Origin of the sequence: Pectobacterium polonicum, assembly GCF_005497185.1 — a bacterium.
In the GTDB taxonomy this organism is placed as follows: Bacteria; Pseudomonadota; Gammaproteobacteria; order Enterobacterales; family Enterobacteriaceae; genus Pectobacterium; species Pectobacterium polonicum.
The window spans coordinates 296,498-319,722 of sequence record NZ_RJTN01000003.1 but is presented as its reverse complement, the minus strand read 5'-3'; the positions used below and the strand labels follow the sequence as shown (position 1 = coordinate 319,722).

Below are 23,225 nucleotides of genomic sequence, written 5' to 3'. Positions count from 1 at the left end.
TTTTAGAAACGGATATTCAGTTTCAGGTGAGCGGCATTATCGGTAACGCCGCCACCGAATTGGCCGCCATAAGATAATGACAGGTTCGCATTATCAGTGAGTTTTTTGCCGATGCCCGCTTCAACGCGTACGCTATTTTCAGCCAGTGGCGTTCCCGTCACGTTATAGTTATCAGCACCAATGAAGTGCAGGCGTGCCGTAGGGGCGATGTCGCCAAAAGCATGTCTCCAGCCGACGCTGCCATTCACTGTCCATGCGCGTGCTTGCGTGCCGAAGCTGCGTTCCAGACGTACGCCGAGGGTAGAAAAGGTGGTATCCATTTTGAGCGCTTCTCCGCCTAATGCGGCAGCACCGCCCGCTTCGCTGAAGCTGCCCATTTTACTGGCGACGTGCGCTAATCTGGCGAAAGGTTCTACAGTAACCACGTTAGCATCGAATTTCATACGTGCTTCTCCAAATACCTGGAGAGTGCGGGCATCCAGATCCGCTGACAACTTCTCATTCAGGGAACCGACGGTGACGTCGCGCTGCGCCGCTATATCGCCCCAGCTTCCGACCGTACCGAAGGTCAATCCCAACCGGTTATACGTGTAATTGGCATAAGCACCTAACTGGTAGTTGTCGACATCTGCGGAGAAACGACGTCCATTTACGTCAACATCTCCCTTGTCGGCTCCGGCGAAAATGCCGAGCGTCATGTTGTCGGACAGCGCACCGTCAATGCCGAGCAGAAAACCATTGCTGCGATAGTCAGTATCAGCCGTGCCGTTAGCGCCATTTGCATCATGGCGACCGCCATAAACATTGAGCCAGACGTTATCATCATGCGTGGTACGGGCGTGTTCTGTAACCGTATCGCTGACCGTCAATGCACCGCGTGTCATGGCACCAGCCAGCGAGGCATAGCCTTCACCCGATAACGCGTCAAAGGCGTTCTGTGGTGCGCCTCGATCGAGCATTGCGACTGCGTTATAAACGGCATTGCCTGTCCCTAAGGACTCTACTGCATTGGCGGCGGCTGACTGATTGGCCGTGGTAGCGACCGATGCAAATGTGATGTCATTACGTGCGAGCTGCATCGTTACCGCATTAGCGGTGTAACCCAGATTGGCATCGAGGAAGGCGTAACGACTCGTTACCGCGCCGAAGGTGCCAGATATGCCATTGTCTGCGGTCAGAATGGTATAGGTTGAAGCAATGCGATAATCCCCATTCTGGCCGACGTGCAGCACGGAAGCATCGCCCAGTGTAGCCGTGCCTGTCACGGCGATCAGATCGCTTTCGGTCGTCTCTGGATTGACTTCAACTTCATAAATAGCCCCGTTGGTTAACGTTAGGTCGCCGTTCACTCTTAGTGTGCCAATCGAGTTACCGGGTGCCAGCGTACTGCCACTGGCGACGGTCAGACTGCCTATCGTACCGCTACCCGAAACGGTCGCGCCATCGGCTACAACGATTGAACCGCCCAGTGAGCCGTTAATTGCCAATCTGCCGTTTGTCACCTGCGTTGTACCGGTAAAGGAAGACCCATTACCCGTATAGGTCAGCTTAGCTACACCGTCTTTGCGCAGTATCCCGCTACCTGAAATGTCATTCGCGAGCGTGTCGTCGGTGTTGATGTCAAAAGCTAACGTTGCGTTGTTAATGATAGCGCCAGTGCCGAAAGCCCGACCATTAGTACCAACCAGCGTCCCGTCTGATACGCTTGTACCACCACTCCAGCTATTACGTCCTGCGAGTGTGAGCTGCCCGCTACCTGATTTGGTCAAGGACCCTGTGCCTGTGATGTCGTTTAGCCACAGATCGGCGGCAGATAAGCCCCCATTTGCGGCGTTCATCACTACCGCAACATTGCTGTTGAACGCACCGTAGCCATTTGCTGCCTTGAAGAGGTTCAAACGATCGTAACCCATGCCGTTATCCATCACGCCGCCTGATGCATTCGATGTTGTCGCCAGAATGTCGCGCTGTTGGGCTGCGGTGAGGTAGGGGTAGCGTGTTTCGATCAGCACTTCGGCGTTTTGCGGAACAACCGCGGCGGCACGGGTGTCACCGATAGGGGTGAAGGCGTTTTCGAAGGTGTATTTAGCGTATAGGGCTTTATCGATCTGATACTGAGCGTAGGCTGCCTCGGCACTCCTGCCGCTGGTATAACATGCGGTGATGGTGCCACCACATTGCCCTGCGAAGAATGCCTGTGCCTGATCGTAGGCTTCTGCACGCAGCGTTGGATTGGCGATGAGGTCCTGAATAGCGTAATAGGTCGCGTGCATTCGCCCGCCTATCACATCCAGCGGCGAGTGAATACCCGTCACGACGCGGCTATAGCCAATCTCGCCAGCCCGTAGGATCAGATCGGAATATTGCTGCGGAACCGCGTACGCGAGACCGAAAGCGGAGAGATAGCCTGCGTTGGTATGTCCGCTAGGAAAACCGCCATCACCGTTTCCCGTTGCTGGCACGCGGGCAACGAGAGAGCGTTGCAGTACCCAGCTTAGATCTTCACCGTCCAGCGTTTGGCGGAAGGGACGTGGATAGTTGTAGTTGTTTTTGGCTGGCGTGGTGGAGGCTGGGTAGCGCATGGCGTTGACGAGTTCGACGACCTTGCCTAGCCCGCTGGCGGCAGACCCAAGTCCGTTGCCGCCATCGCTTACTCGACTACTGTATGCGCGGTCTGGAATACCGTCGACCGTTGTGAAAGCGCCAGTTTCCGTTTTCAAGATACTGGCTAGCGGGCCAAGACCAGCGATGACGGCGTAATTGGCATCTTGAGCATCGAATTCAAAAGCTGATATTTCTTGCGCCTGAGTGCGCGAACGGGCGATATCAATCACTGTTTGGATATTCTGTCGCAGTACGATCTCGCCAAGCGTAGTGGGTATGCCGTTATTCCAGGCTGTACCCGCAGTCCAGAATTTATTAAACCCTGAGAGAACATCAATTGCAGAAGCGGGTTCTGCTTCCGCCGCAGAGATGCTAAACGGTATTAATGAGGCTATTGCCGTAGCCAAAAGAGCCTTCGTTGGGGATGTCATTTATATTATTCCTTTATTTTTCCATGCGTTATGAAATTCCGGCGGCAGTGTAACGATGGCAAATGACTAAACGGTGACGGTGGTATGAACATTAAAAATGGCAGGAGAGTGGCGGGCGCGGTAAACAGTCGAAGAAACACTATTCACTCAAGTTACACACGTTCGATGTTACAGTAGGTCGTTCATTGATTCGTCTCGATAAAAGGATTTGCCATGTTTGCCCGTTCTCCATCGTTAAGGTTTTATTTGGTTATTGGCCTGCTTCAGGGGCTTTTATTTGTCACGGCGCTGGAGATGAAAGAAGGCATCGTTCAGACGTTGTTGATAACGATGGCGACGGTTGGCGGGATTAGCCTGCAATGGCTGGAACGTACTCTTTTTTTGAAAAAAACGTGGCTATGGATCGGCGTGCTGACTGTGCTGATGACGGCGATCAGCGGTTGGGTTTTCTATGACAGTGGACGAGATCGTCTGTCTGGTTCTTGGGTGCTGTGCGGCATCCTTCTCGGTTATATCTGCTGTACTTTTATTCGCTGCTGGTCAACCCGTGAAGGAAGATGGCCGTCTTATGACGCTCTCTGCAAACACGCCTGGAGCCATATTTTTACCGTGCTGTTGGCCTGGCTAGTCGTTCTGGTGGCCGTGCTGCTGCTCGTATTGTGCGGCATGTTGTTCAACATGTTGGGTTTCTCGCAGGTTAATAAAGTACTCGGTCATTATCGGTTCTATATGCTGTTCTTACCGGTCGTGTTTTCTATTGGTATGTACATCGGAATGACCAAAGAAGCGGTAGTTGGACTACTGCGGGGGATCTTGCTATCGGCGTGTCGTTTTCTGCTGCCGTGTAGTGCGTTGATCACGGTGATTTTCACCTTGACGCTGCCTTTTAGTGGGTTGGAACCGATATGGAATACGGGTCGTTCCACCCTCATTCTTCTATGTCTGATGGGCGTGAACCTCTTTTTGATTAACTGCGCATCTCAAGATGATAGCGAAGGGCGTATTTATCCGGCAGTTTTACGCGGGCTGGTTAGCGCCAGCGTGCTGTGCCTACCGATTTTGATCGCATTGGCGGGCTACTCCAGCTGGCTGCGCATCGAACAATACGGCCTGACTCCTTTCCGTTTTCAGTCACTCTTTGTCGTAGCGATCGCCATGCTTTACAGCCTAGCCATGCTATGGGCTGTCATCCGACGTTCTGGCGTCTGGTTAGGTCATTTACGCACGAGCAATCCGCTGCTCGCGGCTGTGACCTGCGTACTGATGGTATTGCTGCATACACCGCTGCTCAGCCCAGAAGCCTTTAGTGCGAGAAATCAGGTTCAGCGCCTGATGAGCGGGAAAACACCGATCGATAAGTTCGATCTATGGGCGTTGCGTGATGAGTTAGGGATGGCAGGGAGACAGCAATTCAACTGGCTGGCTGAAGAATTGCAGCAAGACCGAATATTGGATGCGGCAGGACGTCAGGCGCTGCGCGACCGCTTGCAGGGGAAGCCAGCAAAAGTCCGTCCTGTTCAGGTCGAATGGGTTGGCCCGTTGGAAGAGGGCGTCGAAGGCATGTTGCAGAAGGATAATTTGGGTAATCAATGCCGGGAAGCCGCGTGTGTGCTCTTTGCTATTGATTTGACAGGTGATGACCATAACGAAGTGCTCATTTTTCCCAGAGAAGGATGGGGGAGTGGTGGGAAGATTCTTGTTCGTGATGGAAAGGGACAATGGCAGATTGCAGCCAGTATGTATGGCGTGATGGAGACGGAACACCTGATCGAACTGGTGAAGGAGGGAAAAATTGAGGCCGTTGCGCCACGCTTCAAGACGATCAGGATTGGTGAAAAGAACATGGAGATCATGTATCCCTGATTTCACGCTACGTTAGGTATTACTTATTGATTCGATAAAGACAACGAATTGGTGATAACGATCACGTTTCTGTACTTTAGCCACATGCAAAAACACATGAGGATAACGTGATGTCAGTAATTAATACCCAAGTTAAACCATTCAAAAACATGGCTTTCAAAGACGGTCAATTCATTGAAGTGACGGAGAAGAATATCGAAGGAAAATGGAGCGTATTCTTCTTCTATCCGGCCGACTTTACGTTTGTCTGCCCGACCGAACTGGGTGATGTCGCTGACTACTACGACGAATTCCAACAGCGTGGCGTGGAAATCTACTCTGTTTCCACCGACACCCACTTCACGCACAAAGCGTGGCACAGCAGCTCTGAAACGATTGGCAAAATCAAATACACCATGATTGGTGACCCAACTGGTCAGTTGACGCGTAATTTTGAAAACATGCGTGAAGCAGAAGGTCTGGCTGACCGCGGTACGTTCATCGTTGACCCACAGGGCATCATCCAGGCAGTAGAAATCACGGCTGAAGGTATTGGCCGCGATGCCTCTGACCTGCTGCGCAAAGTCAAAGCCGCTCAGTACGTTGCATCTCACCCTGGCGAAGTATGTCCAGCTAAATGGAAAGAAGGCGAAGCCACGCTGGCCCCGTCTCTGGATCTGGTTGGCAAAATCTAAGCTGACACCACGGAAAATATGGCTGTTTTTCGGGTGCGCTGCACCCGATTTTTCTGGCCCGGCTCCTTTTCGGGCCAACGCTTCGTACTATTTTGCCTTTGTACCTATTTACCTCATTAAGGACGACCGATGCTCGACAATACGATGAAAGTCCAGTTGAAAGCCTATCTGGAAAAATTAACCAAACCTGTTGAGTTAATTGCGACTCTGGATGATTCCGCTAAATCTGCAGAAGTTAGAACCTTGCTGACCGATATCGCCGAGCTGTCCAATCAGGTCAGCTTTATTGAAAAGAATGATCTATCCGTCCGTAAGCCTTCATTCCTGATTACCAACCCGGGTTCACAAAGCGGCCCACGTTTCGCCGGTGCCCCGATGGGACACGAATTTACTTCCCTGATCCTGGCGTTATTACAGGTGGGCGGACATCCGTCGAAAGAAGCGAAAGAATTACTCGATCAAATCCGCAATCTTGACGGTTCGTTCCACTTTGAAACGTATTACTCGCTGTCCTGCCATAACTGCCCGGACGTGGTGCAGGCGCTGAATTTAATGGCGGTGTTGAACCCGAAGATCACCCATACCGCGATAGACGGCGGCGTGTTTCAGGATGAGATCCAAAACCGTAACGTCATGGGCGTTCCCACCGTTTTCCTGAACGGTGAACATTTCAGCCAGGGGCGGACAAGCCTTGCTGAGATTGTGACTAAAATCGATACCGGCGCAGGCGCTAAACAGGTTGAGCAGTTGAACCAGCGTGACGTCTATGATGTGTTAATCATCGGCAGCGGCCCGGCAGGGGCGGCAGCGGCAGTCTACTCGGCGCGTAAAGGCATCCGCACCGGTTTGGTTGGTGAACGCTTTGGCGGTCAGGTACTGGATACCGTCGATATCGAAAACTACATTTCCGTGCCGAAAACGGAAGGTGCCAAACTGGCGACGGCGCTCAAGAGCCATGTTGATGACTACGATGTTGATGTGATCGACGCACAGAGTGCAGAAGCCTTAATTCCTGGCGGAGAACCGGGTAAACCGCATCAGGTGATTACCGTATCCGGAGCAACGCTGAAAGCGCGTAGCGTGATTATTGCGACTGGCGCACGTTGGAGAAACATGAATGTGCCCGGTGAAGATCAGTACCGGACGCGCGGTGTAACGTATTGCCCGCACTGCGATGGCCCGCTGTTTAAAGGCAAGCACGTTGCGGTGATTGGCGGTGGAAACTCTGGTGTAGAAGCGGCTATCGATTTGGCTGGCGTGGTGAAACACGTCACACTGCTTGAATTTGCACCGGAGCTGAAAGCGGATTCTGTATTGCAGGAAAAGGTACGTAGCCTGCCGAACGTTGACATCATTCTGAATGCGCAAACTACAGAAGTGAAAGGCGATGGGCAGAAGGTGACGGGGCTGAGTTACAAAGATCGTGTTACCGATACGGTGCATGATTTAACCCTGGAAGGGATCTTCGTACAGATTGGTCTGCTGCCTAACACCCACTGGCTTGAGGGTACGGTTGCCAGAAACCGTATTGGTGAAATTGAGATCGATGCCAAGTGTGAAACCAGTGTGAAAGGGGTCTTTGCTGCCGGTGACTGTACGACGGTGCCGTACAAGCAGATCATCATCGCGACGGGTGAAGGTGCAAAAGCGTCCTTGAGCGCCTTTGATTACCTGATCAGAACGCGGGCGTAATATCGGCCTGTGGGAGAGGGGGAAATTCGCCCCCCTCCTATTACTCTGACAAAAATCTTAACTTTTTGCTCGGCGATGTCTCATAAAAGAGGCGTTGCCGTCATTTCGATCGTAAAAATTAGATCTCAGCCCTTGCCAAGGGACAATAAGAAATTCATAATGCTGGCCGCTCTGTGTTGTGAGCTGTTTTTTGCTGTTTTCACAGCATCGTATTTAGGGCGCTAGCGTTACCTCAATTCACATCGTTTTTTATCAGTTAATACAAAAAATCATATTCTTCTTAACAGACTTATCCACAGACTGTCTGTTGGTTATTTATTAACCCCACTATATTTTTGATAAAATACAATAGAGTATCCTATTGATATTTATTCATAAAATTTACTTATAAAACGCTATAACTATCGCTTGTACTTTTTGTGACAGTTGATTGGCAACGATTTTTTTTATTTATCCACAGCGCATACGGCAAACTGATGGCAACGGTTTTAGCCGCTCATGCATCGCGCGGTAATCCTTTCTCCACTGCACGGATGAGTCGTTTTTTCTGTGTGGATTGGACGTCAATTTCCAATGATGCGCGGCGTGCTAGCTGCTGCCGAATCGCCCAGTGAATATGTTCATCCAACAGTTCGCTTTCACCTAGGCGGGTTTGTAGTGCTAATACGATATTATCCTGATAGGGAGCATTCCCCAGGGCGACGGCAATATTGCGTAGCCAGCGGAGATGACCGATACGCCGGATCGGCGATCCTTCCGTAATTCGTAGAAATTTCTCTTCATTCCAGCCGAATAGCGCCAGCAGCTCCGGTGTGTGCAGCGCGGCACGCGGGCTGAAATCAGTCTCGTCGGTAAGTTGTGAAAAGCGATTCCACGGGCAAATAAGCTGACAGTCGTCGCAGCCATAGATGCGATTGCCCATCAGTGGACGGAATTCTTCAGGTATCGGGCCTTCCAATTCGATGGTTAGATAGGAAATGCAGCGGCGGGCATCAACGGTGTAAGGGGCAACAATCGCGCCAGTTGGGCAGGTGGTCATACAGGCGACACAGCGACCGCACTGTTCTTCTTGTGGCCGATCGACGGGGAGAGGCAGATCGATCAGCAGTTCACCAAGAAAGAACCAGGACCCCGCTTCTCTGTTTAAAATTAGTGAGTGTTTACCAACCCAGCCAAGCCCGGCTTTCGCAGCCAAAGGGCGCTCCATAATGGGAGCGGAATCGACGAATGGGCGAAAATTCAATTCACCACAGTATTCCTGAATCTGATCGCCAAGCTTCTTTAAACGCTGGCGTAACAGCTTGTGGTAATCACGGCCTAGTGCATAACGGCTGACGTAGCCGAGTTCTGGATTCTTTAAAGTACTGGCAAACGCGGCTTTGGCGGGAAGATAATTCATACGAACGCTAATGACGCGCAGCGTACCGGGCAACAGCTCATGCGGCCGTGCCCGCAGCATACCGTGGCGTGCCATCCAGTCCATTTCCCCGTGGTATTGCTTATCCAGCCAATCCTGAAGTCGAGGCTCTTCTGCGGACAAATCGGTGTCGCAGATGCCGACCTGCTGGAATCCCAATGCCTGTCCCCATTGTTTGATGTGTTGCGCTAATTCGTTGAGATCGTAGGGGTATGACATGATGGGCCACAGAAATAAACAAGACGTGGTGATATTACCATATCCGCGCGGTGTAGCCGATGCCTGCCGAGAAGCGCGGAATGCTGGCGGTGGTTTAGGTTGCTTGCTAATTTTAAGTCATTGTAATGAAGACCAAGAGCAAAGAATGACGGGTCACGTTTGGAAGCGAGAGGATGAGTTACCCGACTCGGTGTTTTACGCCGAGTGGGTACGCCGTGAAGAGGCTGGTGCAGCCCGTGAATCAGGGCTTTCATTGTGGGAGTTGATGCAGCGTGCGGGAGACGCCGCATTTCAGGTGGCTCGACAATGTTATCCCTCTGCCCGACGCTGGCGAGTGCTGGCTGGGCACGGCAATAACGGTGGCGATGGCTATGTGGTCGCCAGTTTAGCGCTGGCGGCGGGCATTGAGGTGGATGTTGTTGCCTGCATCAGTGACAAATTGCTGCCTGATGACGCCCGTCTTGCTCGGCAGCGCTGGCTGGAGCAGGGCGGTCATATTGAAGAGGTTTGTGCGCTGGGGGGTGACACGTCGTGGCCTGACGGGATCGATCTCATTGTGGATGCTCTACTGGGAACCGGACTTTCTGCTGCCCCGCGTGCACCCTATGCGGCGTTAATTACGCAGGCGAATGCCTATCCCGCCCCTATTGTTTCACTCGATATTCCCTCTGGCTTAGATGCCGAAACGGGTGCCTGTGCTGGTGTTGCGATCTGTGCGGCACAGACGGTGGCGTTTATCGCGCTGAAGCCGGGGTTACTGACTGGCCGCGCGCGTGAGCAGGTAGGATTATTGCATTATCACTCGCTAGGATTGCAGACGTGGTTGGGTGACCAAACTGCGCCGATCCGGCGGCTGACGGCGGCACAGCTTCCCGAATGGCTGGCGCCTCGTCCCGCCGGACAACATAAAGGGGATAACGGCAGGCTGTTGGTGGTCGGCGGCAACGCGGGTTTAGGCGGTGCGGCACTGATGGCTGCCGATGCGGCCTTACACAGCGGCGCAGGCTTAGTGCGAGTACTTACTCACAAACAATATCAATCCGCGTTTCTGACGGCTCGACCTGAGCTGATGGTGCAAGAATTGACGACAGATACGCTGCGACAGGGGGTGGAATGGGCCGATGTCGTGGTGATTGGACCCGGTTTAGGACAAGATGAATGGGGTAAAAACGCGCTGCGTCTGACAGAAAATTGTAACAAACCCATGTTATGGGACGCGGATGCACTTAACCTACTGGCAATCAATCCGCATAAGCGGCAGAATCGCGTGCTGACACCTCACCCCGGCGAGGCGGCACGTTTACTGAATTGCCGCGTATCTGATATTGAAAGTGATCGCTTACTTGCGGCGACAAAGCTGGTAAAACGCTATGGCGGTGTTGTCGTATTAAAAGGTGCGGGAACGGTGATTGCCAGCCAGCAAGGAGAGGTTGCTATTGCTGATGTGGGAAACCCCGGCATGGCGACGGGGGGAATGGGGGATGTGCTATCGGGTATTGTCGGTGGTTTGCTGGCACAAAAGCTCTCGCTGTATGATGCTGCTTGTGCAGGGTGTGTCGTACATGGTGCGGCGGCCGACTGGCTGGCAGCGCAACGTGGTACCCGGGGTATGCTGGCAACCGATTTACTGCCCGTGCTGTTCCGATATGTGAATCCTGATCGGGTGTTTTTTTAGCGCCGATGTTTTTAGAACTTATGTTTTTAGAACAATAGAATGAAAAAAATAGTCTTACTTCTGCCTGATGAGGCAGCAACCATTTCATTAGGCACTGCACTGGCGAAAGCCTGTGACGGCGCTTGTGTTATCCATCTTTATGGCGATCTCGGCGCGGGGAAAACGACGTTTAGTCGCGGCTTCCTACAGGCGCGCGGTCACCAGGGCAATGTCAAAAGTCCTACTTATACGTTGGTGGAACCTTATGCGTTGTCTCCACTGGCTGTTTACCACTTTGATCTCTATCGACTGGCCGACCCGGAAGAGTTGGAGTTTATGGGGATTCGGGATTACCTGACGCAGGATGCTATTTGCCTGATTGAGTGGCCGCAGCAGGGCGCTGGCGTGCTGCCCGACGCGGATATCGAGCTGCATTTGCGCTATCAGGATGAGGGCCGACAGGCTGAACTGTCCGCTGTCTCTGCTACGGGAGACGCGATGTTACACCGTTTTTCTCTTCAGCCAGGAACAACAGAATCATGATGAGTCGTATGGTTACGCTGTTCATCGGCGTATGGCTATTGCTTGCGGGATCGGCGTTGGCCGCCAATCTGTCGGATATCAAGGTGGATAACGCGTCAGGCCAAGCCACAGTGCGATTAAGCTTTAGCGGCCAGCCGATTTATGCCTTTTTCCCGCTCAGCAACCCTGCCAGAGTGGTTATCGATATTCGCCAGAGCGGCGTCATTCAGGGGCTGCCGTTAGATTTCAGCGGGCAAAATCTGATTAAGCGCGTGCGAACCAGCAATGCACAGGATGCACAAAGCCTGCGTTTGGTGCTGGATTTAACGCAGGCGGCCAAAACGCGGGCGGTGACGCAAAAAGAAGGTTCGGGTTACGTTGTCGTCTTCACCATCACGGGTGACAACGCGAAAACGGCACAAGCCCCAACGCCCCCTGTTTCACGGCAGCAAAATCGTGCGCCGGCAGAACCCGCAAAGAATCCGTTTACCAACAAGCCGACGGTCGTCGTGAGCGGCGGTTCGCCGTCGCCAGCCCGGCAGGGAAATGAACGCGTTGTTGTAGCGATTGATGCCGGTCACGGTGGACAAGATCCTGGCGCGATTGGCACGAACGGGCTGCGGGAGAAAAATGTCACCATTTCTATTGCCCGTAAGCTACAAGCTTTGCTGAATAACGATCCGGCATTTAAAGGGGTATTAACGCGCGACGGCGATTACTTTATCTCCGTCATGGGGCGTTCGGACGTGGCGCGTAAGCAGGGCGCGAACCTGTTAGTGTCGATCCACGCCGATGCTGCGCCGAACCGCAATGCTAAAGGTGCTTCGGTCTGGGTGCTATCCAACCGCCGTGCGAATAGTGAAATGGCTAACTGGCTGGAACAGCACGAGAAACAGTCTGAATTATTGGGCGGCGCGGGCGATTTGCTGGCGAACAGCGGTGCCGATCCTTACCTCAGTCAGGCGGTGCTGGATCTGCAATTTGGCCACTCCCAGCGCGTTGGGTATGACGTGGCGACCAAGGTGCTGCGTGAGCTCCAGCGTGTTGGAGGTTTGCATAAACGGCGGCCAGAGCATGCCAGCCTGGGTGTGTTGCGCTCACCGGATATTCCTTCTCTGCTGGTGGAAACCGGGTTTATCACTAATCTCTCGGAAGAGCGGCTGTTAGGAAGCAACGATTATCAGGAAAAAATCGCCAATGCGATTTATCAGGGGCTGAGAAGTTACTTCCAGACGCATCCGATGCAATCCCTCCCAAAGCAGGAAAGCCGCCCACTACAGTCGGCGGCAAGTAATACAACAACGTCGAGCGATAACGTCAGTACGGCAAAAGCGAGTGCGGGCAGCACGCGTCATACTGTTGCGCGTGGCGAAACACTTTCTTCGATTGCACGGCGTTATGGTGTCAGCCTCGCGGCAATGCGTGACGTGAATAAGCTGAACAAGGATATCGTCTGGGTTGGGCAGCGCCTGAATATTCCGGCTACCGGAACGAAACAGACGGCGTCAACGCCAGCGCCCAAAAAAGCAGCGCCGGTGAGGCATAAGGTCGTAAAGGGTGATAGCCTGAGTGCGATCGCTGCCCGTTACGGTGTCAGCATGAAAGATATTCAACAGGCAAATAATCTGCGTTCCGGTTCGGTACAGCTGGGGCAAACGCTGATTATACCGTCCGCCTGATTCTTCATGCTGACGATGTCGATAGATTGAGGATAGTAAGAGGAATACGCCATGCCGATTCAGGTGTTGCCACCGCAGTTGGCTAACCAGATTGCTGCCGGGGAAGTGGTTGAACGTCCGGCTTCGGTCGTGAAGGAACTGGTGGAAAACAGTCTGGATGCAGGGGCGACTCGGATTGATATCGACATTGAACGCGGTGGTGCGAAGCTGATTCGTATCCGTGACAATGGTTCAGGCATCGGAAAGGATGAGTTAACGTTAGCGCTTGCCCGTCATGCGACCAGTAAAATCGCGACGCTCGACGATCTGGAAGCGATTGTCAGCATGGGGTTTCGCGGCGAAGCGCTGGCGAGTATCAGCTCCGTCTCCCGTTTAACCCTAACATCACGCACTGCTGAACAGTCCGAGGCCTGGCAGGCCTATGCCGAAGGGCGCGATATGGCGGTAACGGTTAAACCTGCTGCCCACCCTGTAGGCACCACGCTGGAAGTGCTGGATCTGTTTTATAACACGCCCGCTCGCCGCAAATTTATGCGCACCGAGAAAACCGAATTTACCCATATTGATGAGGTGGTGCGCCGCATTGCGCTGGCACGTTTTGATGTTGCCATCACGCTGCATCATAACGGTAAGCTGATGCGGCAGTATCGAGCGGCACCGGATAAAAGCCAGTATGAACGTCGGTTGGGCAACATCTGCGGTGCGACGTTCCTGCAACATGCATTGGCGGTGTCATGGCAGCATGGCGATCTCACTATTCATGGCTGGGTTGCCGATCCGGTTGGTGCCAAGCAACTGCCTGACATGCAGTATTGCTACGTAAACCAGCGCATGATGCGCGATCGATTGATTAATCATGCTATCCGGCAGGCTTATCAAGACCAGCTTAGTGACGATCAGCAGCCCGCTTATGTGCTGTATCTGGAGATCGATCCGCATCAGGTTGATGTCAACGTTCATCCTGCCAAGCATGAGGTACGGTTCCATCAGGCTCGTCTGGTGCATGACTTTATCTATCAGGCCGTGATGTCCGTGCTACAGCAGGCATCCGCGCCGGGGCTTGGCATGACAGAGCCGGAAACCGGGAAGCCTGTACAGTGGCAGCAGGAGAACCGTTCCGCCGCTGGTGAAAACCACTTTGCCCAGCCATCGCGTACTGAAAAGCCATCTTCGGCTGGGGAGAAAACGCCGCGTACGGGTCATTCTGGTCAGGCGCGAGAAGCTGCCTATTCTGGCTATCAGCCGGAGAATCCGTATCAGAGAAAGCAGGGCGAGCTGTATAAGGCACTGCTGCAACCGACAGATAGCCTACCATCGTCTGACGAGCCGCCGACTATTGCCTCGGCAGATACCGCTGCCTCCCCTGCGATATTGCATGATGCCTCATTGACGCGAACCGCAGCGGACACCACCGCCAACAATAATAGGCAACGTGCGCCCGTTGAGTCCCCGTTGGAAAGTCAATCGAGCGGTTTTGGCCGAGTGCTGACGGTATATCCGCCGTGCTATGCGCTGTTGGAGTACCATAAAGGATTGGCGATGCTGTCGCTTTCCGTTGCTGAGCGTTATCTGAAGGTCGTGCAATTAACGCCGTCTGAAGAGGGGCTACGGGCACAGCCGTTACTGATTCCTCAGCGGCTGACGCTAAGCAAATCCGAACTGAACGTGTTGTCTACCCATCATGCTTTGCTGACGCATTTTGGTATTGATGTATTGGTTGAGTCACAGCGTGCCACGTTGCGTGCTGTACCTTTACCATTGCGCCAACAAAATTTACAAAACTTGATCTCTGAACTGATAGGCTATCTGGCCGACAATCAGACGGTTGAGTCACAGCAGGTGGAGTCTGGCGCGTTAGCATCGTGGATGGCAACGCGATTGCAGAGCGAGCAGGATAACTGGAGCCATTCTCAGGCTATACAATTACTGGCGGATGTCGAACGGCTTTGTCCGCAACTGGCGAAAGCGCCACCGTCTGAACTTTTATTTATGATGGACATCCAGGATGCCATCAAGGCGTTAAAGCATGAGTGATGTAGAAAAAACGTCGTTGCCGCCCGCTATTTTCATTATGGGGCCGACTGCGTCAGGAAAAACGGCATTGGCAATGGCGTTACGAGAATATTTGCCAGTGGAGTTGATTAGCGTTGATTCCGCCCTCATCTATAAAGGTATGGATATCGGGACGGCGAAGCCAAGCGCAGAAGAACTGGCGCAGGCACCGCATCGGTTAATTGATATTCTCGATCCGGCTGAATCCTATTCTGCGGCTGATTTTCGCCGCGATGCGCTACGCGAGATGGCGGAGATTATCGCCGCCGGGCGCATTCCCCTTCTGGTCGGGGGGACGATGCTGTATTTCAAGACGCTGCTGGAGGGGCTTTCTCCTCTGCCGTCAGCCGATGCTGCGGTGCGTCAGCGCATTGAAGAGCAGGCAAAAGAAGTCGGTTGGGAAGCAATGCATCGGCAACTTAGTGAGATCGACCCGGTAGCGGCAATTCGGATTCATCCAAATGATCCGCAGAGACTCTCGCGAGCACTGGAAGTTTTTTTCGTTTCAGGTAACACTTTAACTGAGCTGACAAAAACGTCTGGCGATGCACTGCCCTATCAGGTTCATCAGTTTGCTATCGCCCCGGCGACGCGTGAATTGTTGCATCAGCGAATTGAACAGCGTTTTCATCAGATGTTGGCAGCGGGTTTTGAGAAAGAAGCCCGGATATTGTTTGCCCGGCAGGATCTTCATACGAATATGCCCTCTATTCGTTGTGTTGGTTACCGCCAGATGTGGTCATATTTATCCGGTGAAATTGATTACGATGAGATGGTTTATCGAGGCATTTGTGCGACGCGTCAGTTAGCGAAACGGCAAATGACCTGGCTGCGCGGTTGGGATGATGTCTGCTGGTTGGATAGCGAAAAACCGACGGAAGCACTGGACGAGGTAATAGAGGTTGTTAGTGCATAGGTTGGGTGATTGTGTACAATCGATGAGTCTCAGCGTGCAAGTTTTTTTACACCGTTATTTTAGAGCCATAGGGTTCTTTGTTACAAACAACATACAAATAAGGAAAATATAGAATGGCTAAGGGGCAATCTTTGCAAGATCCGTTCTTGAACGCTTTGCGTCGTGAACGTGTTCCGGTTTCGATTTATTTGGTGAACGGTATTAAGCTGCAAGGTCAGATCGAATCTTTCGATCAGTTCGTGATTTTGTTGAAAAACACGGTCAGTCAGATGGTTTATAAACATGCCATCTCTACAGTTGTTCCTTCTCGCCCAGTGTCTCACCATAGCAACAATCCAGGCGGCGGTAGCAACTATCATGGTAGTAACACGACTGCGCAGCAACAGTCGCAGGATGCTGATGACGCTGAATAAGGCGTATTGTCAATTCACCACGGCGCGGGAGAGCTGGACGCATCGCTCGGCTCCTTCGCTGTGGTGTTTTTTGCTCGTTTGAGAGGTTACTCGCTTGTTTGACCGTTATGAATCAGGTGAACGGGCCATATTAGTTCATATTTTTTTCTCGCAAGATAGAGATACGGACGATCTGCTAGAGTTTGAATCTCTGGTTTCTTCAGCCGGTATTGAATCTTTGCAGGTGGTTACTGGTAGTCGTAAGGCACCTCACCCCAAGTATTTTGTCGGGGAGGGCAAAGCCGAAGAAATTGCTCAGGTAGTGAAAGAAACTGGCGCGTTTGTCGTGCTGTTTGATCACGCGCTGACGCCGGCTCAGGAACGTAACCTGGAGCGTTTGTGTGAGTGCCGGGTGATCGATCGTACCGGACTGATTTTAGATATTTTTGCCCAGCGTGCGCGTACTCACGAGGGGAAATTACAGGTAGAACTGGCACAACTGCGTCACCTTGCGACCCGACTGGTTCGCGGTTGGACGCACCTTGAACGCCAGAAAGGCGGTATCGGTTTACGTGGCCCAGGTGAAACCCAGCTTGAAACGGATCGCCGTTTATTGCGTAATCGTATCTCTCAGATACTGTCGCGTCTCGAACGGGTAGAAAAGCAGCGTGAACAAGGACGTCGGTCGCGGGTTCGTGCCGATGTTCCCACTGTTTCGCTGGTGGGCTATACCAACGCCGGTAAATCCACGCTGTTTAACAAGATTACATCGGCGGGCGTTTATGCCGCCGATCAGTTATTTGCCACACTGGACCCAACATTACGCCGCATTGAGGTGGATGATGTCGGTGATACAGTGCTGGCGGATACCGTAGGTTTTATCCGTCAGTTACCCCACGATTTGGTGGCTGCGTTTAAGGCTACATTACAGGAAACACGTCAAGCCTCACTGCTGTTGCACGTTGTTGATGCCGCCGATCCTCGTCTTGACGAGAACATCGAGGCGGTTCATGACGTACTGGCGGAAATCGAAGCGGATGAGATACCTGCGCTGTTGGTAATGAACAAGATTGATATGCTGGATGATTTCGTTCCGCGTATCGATCGCAACGAAGAGAATCTACCGGTACGGGTCTGGCTTTCAGCACAGACTGGCGACGGTATTCCGTTGTTATTTCAGGCATTGACTGAGCGGCTTTCCGGGGAAATCGCACAACATACGTTGCATCTTCCCCCGCAGGCAGGACGCTTGCGTAGTCGTTTTTACCAGCTTCAGGCAATAGAAAAAGAATGGATTGAAGAGGATGGGCAAATTGGTTTGGTTATTCGTATGCCGATTGCCGACTGGCACCGCCTCTGCAAAAAAGAGCAGGAACTGATGGACTATATTGTCTGATTTGACTGGTAGATACAGTCTGTACGGCGAAATAGTCTGACGGACTCTGGGATATTGAACCTGAAGAACACCTATCATAAAGAATGGAGCTAAAACATGGCGTGGAATCAGCCCGGTAATAACGGACAAGACCGCGACCCGTGGGGGAGCAGCAGCAATAATGGCGGCAACTCTGGCGGAAATAATAATAAAGGTGGCCGAGATCAGGGGCCTCCGGATCTGGACGACATCTTCCGTAAGCTGAGTAAAAAACTCAGCGATCTGGGTGGCGGGAAAGGTTCAGGCTCGAACAACAGCGGAAATTCTGGCGGCCCAGCACTGGGTGGCCGGATCGTCGGTATCGCTGCCGTCGCCGCGGTTGTCATCTGGGCTGCTACGGGTTTCTATACCATTAAAGAAGCGGAACGCGGTGTCGTCACGCGCTTTGGTAAGTTCAGCCATCTGGTTGGGCCGGGTCTTAACTGGAAACCCTCCTTTATCGACTCGGTTCGCGCGGTGAACGTTGAGTCGGTACGCGAACTGGCGACGTCAGGTGTGATGTTGACATCGGATGAAAACGTCGTGCGCGTTGAAATGAACGTACAGTATCGTGTCACACAGCCTGAACAATATCTGTTCAGCGTAACCAATGCGGATGACAGCCTGCGTCAGGCGACTGACAGCGCGCTGCGCGGCGTTATTGGTAAGTACACGATGGACAAAATTTTGACTGAAGGCCGTACCATTGTGCGTACGGATACCCAGCGTGTACTGGAAGAAACTGTTCGTCCGTACAACATGGGGATCACGCTGCTGGACGTCAACTTCCAGACCGCTCGTCCACCGGAAGAAGTGAAGGCCGCGTTTGATGATGCCATTGCCGCGCGTGAAAACGAGCAGCAATACATTCGTGAAGCGGAAGCGTACGCGAATGAAGTGCAGCCGCGCGCCAACGGTCAGGCTCAGCGTATTCTGGAAGAGTCTCGCGCTTATAAAACCCGTACCGTTCTGGAAGCTCAAGGTGAAGTTGCCCGCTTTGCCCGCGTATTACCGGAATATAAAGCGGCACCGGAAATTACCCGCGAGCGTTTGTATATTGAAACGATGGAGCGCGTACTAAGCCATACCCGTAAAGTTCTGGTCAATGACAAAGGAAGTAACCTGATGGTGCTACCGTTGGATCAGATGCTGCGTGGACAAGGCAGTGAAAATACGCAAAGCAACAGCAGCGCTAACCCACTGCGTTTGCCTGGTAACAGCAGCAGTGCGGCGAATAGCAACCCAACGCGCAGCAGTAACAATGGAAATATCATGGATCAGCGCAAAGCAAATGCGCAGCGTGATGACTTCACTCGAGTAGGGAGAGAATAATCGATGCGTAAGCCCTTACTATTTATCCTGATCCTGGTACTGATGGTGGTCTATGCGTCACTGTTTGTGGTGCAGGAAGGCCAGCGCGGCATTGTAATGCGTTTTGGTAAAGTACTGCGTGATGACGAAAACAAGCCGCTGATTTATGCACCGGGATTGCAGTTCAAGGTTCCGTTTATCGACTCAGTGAAAATGCTGGATGCGCGTATTCAGACGATGGAAAATCAGGCTGACCGCTTCATCACTAAAGAGCAGAAAGACCTGATTGTCGATTCCTATCTGAAATGGCGTATCAGCGATTTCAGCCGCTACTATCTGGCGACGGGCGGTGGTGACATCTCTCAGGCTGAAGTGCTGCTGAAACGTAAATTCAGTGACCGTCTGCGTTCTGAGATTGGTCGTCTGGATGTAAAAGGCATTGTTACCGACTCACGTGGTCAACTGATGTCGGACGTGCGTGAAGCGCTGAATACCGGTACGGGTGAAACCACCGAGGCCGATAATGCGATTGCTTCGGCTGCTGCGCGCGTTGAGAAAGAGACGACAAGCAACGAACCTCACATCAACCCTAACAGTATGGCTGCGCTGGGTATTGAAGTTATCGATGTGCGGATTAAGCAAATCAACCTGCCAACCGAAGTGTCTGACGCTATTTATCAACGTATGCGTGCAGAGCGTGAAGCGGTAGCGCGTCGCCACCGTTCACAAGGTCAGGAAGAGGCTGAAAAGCTGAAAGCAACGGCAGACTATGAAGTGACCCGTACGCTGGCTGAAGCCGAGCGCCAAGGGCGAATCACCCGCGGTGAAGGTGATGCCGAAGCAGCGAAATTGTTTGCGAATGCATTCAGTGAAGATCCTGACTTCTACTCTTTCGTTCGTAGCCTGCGTGCGTATGAAAGTAGCTTCAGTAATAATCAGGACGTGATGGTTCTCAGCCCGGATAGCGACTTCTTCCGCTACATGAAGTCACCGGAAAGCAGCATGGCACCGCGCCGCTGATCGCTATTAACTGACGTCGTTATCAAGCCCGGGTTATTCTCCGGGCTTTTTTTTGTCGTTTGCTGGCAGAGATCATTTACAGGGTTTAGTCCCGTTTGTGCTTGGCGTGGGAAAAGAGGTGGTTATGAATTCAACGATTTGGCTGGCGCTTGGGCTGGTGTTGGTGCTTGAAGGGCTGGGGCCGCTGCTGTTTCCCCGCCTCTGGCGGCGGATGATTTTGGGTATGGCACAGTTGCCGGATAATATTTTGCGCCGTTTTGGCGGCGGAATAGTTGTTGCAGGGTGCGTGATCTACTACATGTTGCGTAGCCGGATGGGTGGCTAAAATTAAGCGGAAAAATGTGCGCAATCGTGTGCTAAAAGTACTGAAAGCATCCAAATGAGATGGTAGAATCCTTTTTTAAGCAACCTGGTGATTCTTGAAATGGGTAAGAACGTCGTCGTACTGGGCACCCAATGGGGTGACGAAGGTAAAGGCAAGGTCGTTGACCTGCTGACTGAACGGGCTAAATATGTTGTGCGCTATCAGGGTGGTCACAACGCGGGCCATACGCTGGTTATCAACGGTGAAAAAACCGTCCTTCATTTAATTCCTTCTGGCATTCTGCGTGAAAATGTCGTCAGCATCATCGGTAACGGTGTCGTGCTAGCGCCTGACGCATTGATGAAAGAAATGACGGAGCTTGAAGCGCGTGGCGTCCCGGTACGCGAACGTCTGCTGCTTTCTGAAGCCTGTCCGCTAATTCTGCCTTATCACGTCGCACTGGATAACGCGCGTGAAAAAGCGCGTGGTGCAAAAGCGATTGGTACGACGGGTCGCGGTATCGGCCCAGCGTATGAAGATAAAGTTGCACGCCGCGGCCTGCGCGTTGGCGATCTGTTTGATAAAGAAACGTTCGCCGTCAAACTGAAAGAAATCATCGAATACCATAACTTCCAACTGGTTAACTACTACAAAGTTGATGCTGTCGACTACCAGAAAGTGCTGGACGATGTGTTGGCGATCGCCGACATCCTGACCGCTATGGTTGTTGATGTTTCCGATCTGCTGCACAAAGCGCACCTGCGTGGCGATTTCGTCATGTTTGAAGGCGCACAGGGCACGTTGCTGGATATTGACCATGGTACATACCCGTATGTGACCTCCTCAAATACCACGGCGGGTGGCGTTGCTACTGGCTCTGGCCTGGGTCCACGTTATGTAGATTACGTTCTGGGGATCGTTAAAGCTTACTCTACCCGTGTAGGTGCAGGTCCCTTCCCGACTGAACTGTTTGAGGAAGTCGGCGAGCATCTGTCTCAGAAAGGTAATGAGTTTGGCGCGACGACAGGTCGTCGCCGTCGTACTGGCTGGCTGGATGCCGTGGCCGTGCGTCGTGCGGTACAGATCAACTCGCTGTCAGGTTTCTGCCTGACCAAGCTGGATGTTCTGGACGGTCTGAAAGAGATTAAGATCTGCGTAGGTTATCGTTTGCCGAATGGCACCGAAGTGGATACCACCCCGCTGGCTGCTGAAGGTTGGGAAGGTCTTGAGCCGATTTACGAAACTGTGCCGGGTTGGTCTGAAAGCACATTTGGCGTGAAAGATCACAGCAAGCTGCCGCAGGCTGCGCTGAACTACATTAAACGTATCGAAGAAGTTACGGGTGTGCCGATTGATATTATTTCCACCGGCCCAGATCGCAGCGAAACCATGATATTGCGTGACCCGTTTGATGCTTGATTGCACCATTCTTAATGGGTGATGCAACTATGAAAAAGGACGGGATTCCCGTCCTTTTTGCTATCTACCGTTTCACCGCGGCGGTGTGAACAACAGCGGCTTCTGACGCGTTATTCTTGAGCTTCTTCCGCCTTCTGCGCTTTCTTCTTCAGGCTATCCAGTAGCTTATTGTGGATGTTACTGAACCCGCCGTTGCTCATGACCAGAATGTGATCGCCTGGCTGTGCAGTTTTGACGATGTTTTCTACCAGCGTATCAATATCCGCGCTCCAGTGTGCGGGTTGTATGCAGGCTTCCGCGACTTCTACGACCTGCCACGGAATATGCGTCGGTTGGAAGAGGAAAACTTCATCGGCACGGGCTAATGACGGGGCGAGTTCGTTTTTGCACATCCCCAATTTCATGGTGTTCGAACGGGGTTCCAGTACGGCCAAAATACGGGCTGTTCCCCCCACCTTGCTGCGTAATGCCGACAGCGTAGCCAGAATAGCAGTAGGGTGGTGTGCAAAATCGTCATACACCGCGACGCCATGTTCTGTGCCGCGTAATTCAAGACGACGACGGGCGTTGATAAAACCACCGAGTGCGCGGCAGGCATCTGCGGGCAAGACGCCAACGTGGTGCGCCGCCGCGATGGCCATCAACCCGTTATGCATGTTGTGTTCACCCACCAATTTCCAATGAACTTCGCCGACAAGTTCATTGTTCAGGTAAACCTGATATTGGCTGGCATCAATAGCCACTTTCTGTGCGCGCCACACGCCTTCTTCTCCGACCAACTCCTGTTCACTCCAGCACCCCATTGCCATTACCTGTTTGAGGTTAAGATCATTGGTTGGAGAGATGATTTTCCCGCTGCCCGGTACTAGTCGAACAAGATGGTGGAACTGTTTCTGAATGGCTTTCAGATCGTCAAAGATATCGGCGTGATCGAACTCAAGGTTGTTGAGCACCAGCGTTCTTGGGCAGTAATGGACGAACTTGGAACGTTTGTCGAAGAATGCGCAGTCATATTCGTCAGCTTCAAGCACCATGAACGGGCTGCCACCCAACCGTGCGGAAACGGTGAAATTGCCAGGAACGCCGCCGATCACAAAGCCAGGCTGGTAGCCACAATCTTCCAGAATCCAGGTGACCATCCCCGCCGTAGTGGTTTTACCATGCGTTCCCGCAATGGCAATCACCCAGCGATCGCGCAGCACATAATCATGCAGCCACTGTGGACCAGAAACATAAGGTAACCCCTGTTCTAGCACGGCCTCGACGCACGGGTTACCGCGAGACATGGCATTACCGATGATGACCAGGTCGGGGGCGGGAGTAAGTTGTGCCGGATCGTATCCCTGAATCAGTGTGATTCCCTGCTCTTCCAGTAAGGTACTCATGGGGGGATAAACATTCGCATCTGAGCCCGTGACGTCATGCCCCAAAGAGCGGGCGAGTAGGGCAAGGCCACCCATAAAGGTGCCGCAGATACCTAAAATATGAATACGCATACATTTTCCATCTTCGCAGTGAGTCTGCGTCATATTCTAACGCTATGAATCCGCCATAAGAAATGGATTTGACTAGGTACTCACTTTCTCTTTGGGCTACACTGCATGCGCAAACGTTGGCGGTGCAGAAATGAAACCGCTTTTCA

General features: G+C 52.5%; 17 protein-coding genes. 14 read left to right on the top strand and 3 right to left on the bottom strand.

The window, feature by feature from the left end; genetic code table 11:
* Positions 1–2: 2 nt before the first annotated feature.
* Positions 3–3,035, bottom strand: coding sequence for an autotransporter domain-containing protein (locus tag EDI29_RS06040; protein ID WP_137740150.1), 3,033 nt, complete (start codon positions 3,033–3,035; stop codon positions 3–5).
* A 213-nt stretch (positions 3,036–3,248) separates the two neighbouring features.
* On the opposite strand from EDI29_RS06040, the gene EDI29_RS06035 reads away from it, so the two are divergent.
* The 3 genes from EDI29_RS06035 (at position 3,249) to ahpF (ending at position 7,264) form a co-directional block, all read left to right on the top strand.
* Positions 3,249–4,898, top strand: a complete 1,650-nt coding sequence (locus tag EDI29_RS06035) for a DUF4153 domain-containing protein (RefSeq protein ID WP_137740149.1) — start codon at positions 3,249–3,251, stop codon at positions 4,896–4,898.
* A 110-nt stretch (positions 4,899–5,008) separates the two neighbouring features.
* The gene (gene ahpC, locus EDI29_RS06030; protein WP_010287114.1) at positions 5,009–5,572 is read left to right on the top strand and encodes an alkyl hydroperoxide reductase subunit C; all 564 of its coding nucleotides are present in this window, start codon (positions 5,009–5,011) and stop codon (positions 5,570–5,572) included.
* Positions 5,573–5,701: 129 nt separating this feature from the next.
* Positions 5,702–7,264, top strand: a complete 1,563-nt coding sequence (ahpF, locus tag EDI29_RS06025; protein WP_137740148.1) for an alkyl hydroperoxide reductase subunit F — start codon at positions 5,702–5,704, stop codon at positions 7,262–7,264.
* Between the two features lie 496 nt (positions 7,265–7,760).
* Here the strand turns inward: ahpF and queG are convergent, their stop codons facing one another.
* A complete protein-coding gene (queG, locus tag EDI29_RS06020; protein ID WP_137740147.1) occupies positions 7,761–8,900 on the bottom strand; it encodes a tRNA epoxyqueuosine(34) reductase QueG in 1,140 nt (379 codons plus the stop codon).
* A gap of 145 nt (positions 8,901–9,045) precedes the next feature.
* Here queG and nnr point away from each other — a divergent pair, with 145 nt between their 5' ends.
* The 11 genes from nnr to EDI29_RS05965 all read left to right on the top strand — a co-directional run bounded on the left by nnr (position 9,046) and on the right by EDI29_RS05965 (position 21,583).
* A complete protein-coding gene (gene nnr, locus EDI29_RS06015) occupies positions 9,046–10,575 on the top strand; it encodes a bifunctional ADP-dependent NAD(P)H-hydrate dehydratase/NAD(P)H-hydrate epimerase (protein WP_137740146.1) in 1,530 nt (509 codons plus the stop codon).
* Between the two features lie 39 nt (positions 10,576–10,614).
* A complete protein-coding gene (tsaE, locus tag EDI29_RS06010; RefSeq protein ID WP_137740145.1) occupies positions 10,615–11,097 on the top strand; it encodes a tRNA (adenosine(37)-N6)-threonylcarbamoyltransferase complex ATPase subunit type 1 TsaE in 483 nt (160 codons plus the stop codon).
* Positions 11,094–12,755 (top strand): N-acetylmuramoyl-L-alanine amidase AmiB, encoded by a 1,662-nt coding sequence (gene amiB, locus EDI29_RS06005; RefSeq protein ID WP_137740144.1) that lies wholly within the window; start codon positions 11,094–11,096, stop codon positions 12,753–12,755. The genes tsaE and amiB overlap by 4 nt, the downstream gene beginning before the upstream one ends.
* Positions 12,756–12,806: 51 nt before the next feature.
* Positions 12,807–14,789, top strand: coding sequence for a DNA mismatch repair endonuclease MutL (gene mutL / locus EDI29_RS06000; protein WP_137740143.1), 1,983 nt, complete (start codon positions 12,807–12,809; stop codon positions 14,787–14,789).
* Positions 14,782–15,723: a tRNA (adenosine(37)-N6)-dimethylallyltransferase MiaA gene (miaA, locus tag EDI29_RS05995; protein WP_137740142.1), complete on the top strand. Its 942-nt coding sequence runs from the start codon at positions 14,782–14,784 to the stop codon at positions 15,721–15,723. Before mutL ends, miaA begins: the two co-directional genes overlap by 8 nt.
* Positions 15,724–15,836: 113 nt before the next feature.
* Positions 15,837–16,136 (top strand): RNA chaperone Hfq, encoded by a 300-nt coding sequence (gene hfq, locus EDI29_RS05990; protein ID WP_107170085.1) that lies wholly within the window; start codon positions 15,837–15,839, stop codon positions 16,134–16,136.
* Positions 16,137–16,230: 94 nt separating this feature from the next.
* Positions 16,231–17,511 (top strand): ribosome rescue GTPase HflX, encoded by a 1,281-nt coding sequence (gene hflX / locus EDI29_RS05985; protein WP_107170086.1) that lies wholly within the window; start codon positions 16,231–16,233, stop codon positions 17,509–17,511.
* Between the two features lie 96 nt (positions 17,512–17,607).
* Entirely contained in the window at positions 17,608–18,861 is a 1,254-nt protein-coding gene (hflK, locus tag EDI29_RS05980; RefSeq protein ID WP_137740141.1) for an FtsH protease activity modulator HflK, read from the top strand.
* Positions 18,862–18,864: 3 nt separating this feature from the next.
* On the top strand, positions 18,865–19,860 hold the full coding sequence (hflC, locus tag EDI29_RS05975; protein ID WP_137740140.1) for a protease modulator HflC: 996 nt from the start codon (positions 18,865–18,867) through the stop codon (positions 19,858–19,860).
* Between the two features lie 124 nt (positions 19,861–19,984).
* On the top strand, positions 19,985–20,185 hold the full coding sequence (locus tag EDI29_RS05970) for a DUF2065 domain-containing protein (RefSeq protein WP_048262534.1): 201 nt from the start codon (positions 19,985–19,987) through the stop codon (positions 20,183–20,185).
* Between the two features lie 99 nt (positions 20,186–20,284).
* Positions 20,285–21,583, top strand: a complete 1,299-nt coding sequence (locus EDI29_RS05965; protein WP_014701554.1) for an adenylosuccinate synthase — start codon at positions 20,285–20,287, stop codon at positions 21,581–21,583.
* Between the two features lie 110 nt (positions 21,584–21,693).
* On the opposite strand, the gene mpl is transcribed toward EDI29_RS05965, so the two are convergent.
* Positions 21,694–23,079 (bottom strand): UDP-N-acetylmuramate:L-alanyl-gamma-D-glutamyl-meso-diaminopimelate ligase, encoded by a 1,386-nt coding sequence (mpl, locus tag EDI29_RS05960; RefSeq protein ID WP_137740139.1) that lies wholly within the window; start codon positions 23,077–23,079, stop codon positions 21,694–21,696.
* Positions 23,080–23,225: the final 146 nt, after the last annotated feature.

Coding starts and splice junctions, on each gene's coding strand:
- EDI29_RS06040 (WP_137740150.1), bottom strand. CDS start 3,035: ATGACATCCCCAACGAAGGCTCTTTTGGCTACGGCAATAGCCTCATTA.
- EDI29_RS06035 (WP_137740149.1), top strand. CDS start 3,249: ATGTTTGCCCGTTCTCCATCGTTAAGGTTTTATTTGGTTATTGGCCTG.
- ahpC (WP_010287114.1), top strand. CDS start 5,009: ATGTCAGTAATTAATACCCAAGTTAAACCATTCAAAAACATGGCTTTC.
- ahpF (WP_137740148.1), top strand. CDS start 5,702: ATGCTCGACAATACGATGAAAGTCCAGTTGAAAGCCTATCTGGAAAAA.
- queG (WP_137740147.1), bottom strand. CDS start 8,900: ATGTCATACCCCTACGATCTCAACGAATTAGCGCAACACATCAAACAA.
- nnr (WP_137740146.1), top strand. CDS start 9,046: ATGACGGGTCACGTTTGGAAGCGAGAGGATGAGTTACCCGACTCGGTG.
- tsaE (WP_137740145.1), top strand. CDS start 10,615: ATGAAAAAAATAGTCTTACTTCTGCCTGATGAGGCAGCAACCATTTCA.
- amiB (WP_137740144.1), top strand. CDS start 11,094: ATGATGAGTCGTATGGTTACGCTGTTCATCGGCGTATGGCTATTGCTT.
- mutL (WP_137740143.1), top strand. CDS start 12,807: ATGCCGATTCAGGTGTTGCCACCGCAGTTGGCTAACCAGATTGCTGCC.
- miaA (WP_137740142.1), top strand. CDS start 14,782: ATGAGTGATGTAGAAAAAACGTCGTTGCCGCCCGCTATTTTCATTATG.
- hfq (WP_107170085.1), top strand. CDS start 15,837: ATGGCTAAGGGGCAATCTTTGCAAGATCCGTTCTTGAACGCTTTGCGT.
- hflK (WP_137740141.1), top strand. CDS start 17,608: ATGGCGTGGAATCAGCCCGGTAATAACGGACAAGACCGCGACCCGTGG.
- hflC (WP_137740140.1), top strand. CDS start 18,865: ATGCGTAAGCCCTTACTATTTATCCTGATCCTGGTACTGATGGTGGTC.
- EDI29_RS05970 (WP_048262534.1), top strand. CDS start 19,985: ATGAATTCAACGATTTGGCTGGCGCTTGGGCTGGTGTTGGTGCTTGAA.
- EDI29_RS05965 (WP_014701554.1), top strand. CDS start 20,285: ATGGGTAAGAACGTCGTCGTACTGGGCACCCAATGGGGTGACGAAGGT.
- mpl (WP_137740139.1), bottom strand. CDS start 23,079: ATGCGTATTCATATTTTAGGTATCTGCGGCACCTTTATGGGTGGCCTT.